Source organism: Campylobacter sp. BCW_6889, from assembly GCF_001762535.1.
Taxonomy (GTDB): Bacteria; Campylobacterota; Campylobacteria; order Campylobacterales; family Campylobacteraceae; genus Campylobacter_D; species Campylobacter_D jejuni.
This window is the reverse complement of the sequence record NZ_MJWZ01000052.1, coordinates 1-2458: the sequence shown is the minus strand read 5'-3', so window position 1 is coordinate 2458 and position 2458 is coordinate 1. Positions and strand designations below refer to the sequence as shown.

The 2458-nt window shown below is 27.3% G+C and carries 2 protein-coding genes; both read right to left on the bottom strand.

Features of this window, described 5'->3' with window-relative positions; all coding sequences use genetic code 11:
- Positions 1 to 914: DUF3825 domain-containing protein (locus AJ939_RS04545; protein ID WP_070283391.1), on the bottom strand; the 914-nt coding region annotated here is incomplete at its 3' end.
- Positions 915 to 2153: 1239 nt separating this feature from the next.
- A partial coding sequence (locus tag AJ939_RS04540; protein WP_186820913.1) for a hypothetical protein occupies positions 2154 to 2458 on the bottom strand: 305 nt, incomplete at its 5' end.

Below are 2458 nucleotides of genomic sequence, written 5' to 3'. Positions count from 1 at the left end.
GCGTAATACTGTTCGTTTTTTACCTCTTCTTTTTCAACTACAACTATCGTATCAACTGATTCTTCTTGAAGTTTCAAAGGAATGTATAAAACTACCCTTTGCTTATAAGCTGCAGGAATAATCATCTTTTGAAGATTATAATTATCTTTGATGATTTTCAATTCACCATTAATAATGTGTCCTATGAACCTATCATTTAGTTTTTTCACAATTTCAGGTAATCGCTCTTTTCTCTCAAAAAGATGCAAATGATTTACCCTAAAATCCAATTTACTATCAAAAATGATTTCATTTTTGAATGTATCATAATCGCTTAAAGATTTAGGTATTTCTAAATCATCTAAAACTCTATCTCCATTAGAACAAAATTTTCTAAAAATATATCCTCCATTTTCCTGCTTTTCAAAGCATGCAAATATTGGAAAAACACCTGTACTATACAAACCTGTATTGAAACATGCCTTTGTTTTGTCTTTATTATAAGTAATAATATCAGGATAGCTTTTATTTTCATAAATGAACTCAAAATATTTAAATAGATAAGAAAATAAAATATTATTTCCGTTTCCCCAAAATTCTTTTTGAGCTATATTAGAAAGCTCTTGGAGTGTATTTAGAAAATTTGGAAAATAGGCAAATTGAAACAACAAAGGTTTCTCTTCAACTTTGTTTTGAATTTGATCACGATTTGAAGTCTTGTTTCTTGTGGTAGCTTTTTTAACATAAACTAAAGAAGGTTCGTTTTCATCTTTTTCAAGATCAAAGTCTGCTTCTATTAATGCCTTACTACAATTGATTTTTAAATCATATTTTCTTTTCAAATATTGACTGATATGTCCTGTAGTAACATGGTCAAATTTAGTCTTACTATCTTCATAGGCTTCCAAAATTAATTTTTCTATGTTTTTTTCCACGCTAAAAACCTAATTGTCCTTTCTTATAATCTTCTAAACCTTTCAATAGTCCAAAAAGTATGTCAGAATCAACCGCTCCTTCAATAGGAGTGCCTATTACTTTTCCTGTTGGAGTTAAAATATAAGTTGTTGCGAGTTAATTACAAATCAACTAAATAAAATACATATATTACAAGTTGTTTTCAAGCAATATGTAATTTTATTTCAATATGTGATACACATTAATACAACTTTACTTCAAGTATAGTTTATGTTTATGTAAATTTTTATTTCAACTTAACTACACTTTTACTACAACATAACTACAACTTGAGTGCAAAAAAACGCTACTTGATAAACTGCATTTTATTTTCAACTTAACTACAACTTAACTACAACATAATTACAACTTGAATTCAACTTTATTACAATTATTTTCAACTTAACTACAACTTGAGTGCAACTTTATTACACTTTCACTACACTTTAACTACAAAAATGTGAAAATTTGCATGTTTTTTGAAGTAAAAGTGTAGTTAATATGTAGTTAATGTTATTTTTATTACAACTTGAGTGCAACTTTATTACAACTTAACTACAAAAAAGAGTTTATTTAAAATACTATTTTATAGGGTTTTTAATATTAATTTAATTTTTATTGTTGAAAAAATATACTAAAAAGTGTAATAAAAAATAAAATATCAATATTTAGGGCTTATTATGTTAAAACCCTTATTTTTAGGTTCTTTTGCTTTTTTTGAAAAAAATGTAAAAAGTTGAGCCAATGGGCATAATGCAATAATATAGCCCAAATATAGGCATTTAAAGCTTATTATTGCGGGCAAGTAATCATCAATGTTTTACCGACATTTTGCGATTTGTAAAAAGCTTTTAAAATATCTATTTTGTAGGTTTTTAAGCATTGTTGATAATCGAGTTATTGTGTAAGATTTTTGGCAAAAATAGACTTTAGAGCTAAAAACTGCAAAATTTTCTTCATGGCGTGTATTTTTGATTGTGCTTGATTTATAGCGATAATATGAGAGCTAGGGCTTATTTTAGAAGTTCTTGCGAATTTTCAAAAATGCTTTGCAGTTTTGAAATGGGCTGTGGTTTTTGTTTTGTGTTGCGATTTTTGTAGGTTTTTTTGTGTTTTTTTTGATTGCAAGTGGGTATCTTGAATGGATATAGGGTTTAAAATGACAGAATTAGCCTTTAAAAGGCTAAAATGATTTTTTTAATGTTTTTATCGTTTTAGGGTTATTTTTTTGATTTTTGGGCGTTTTTTGAAAGAATATCGATTAGTGTTTCAAAATCTTGGATTTCTGATTTGGTAATTTTGAATTTATCTTTGAGGGTTAGGAATTGATAGGCTGAAACTATATCAAGCTTTGGGTATTTGGCTTGTAAATCGATAATGCTCTCATGGTTTTTAACTCTTTTTAGTTTGGCAATAAAAGTGTTTTTTGTTTTTTTGATATAAGCTATAACAGCAGGTGTCATTTTGCTTTTGTTTTCATCTGTTTTGCCATAGATTGAGAGTATGAATGCTAGACAGCTAGTTA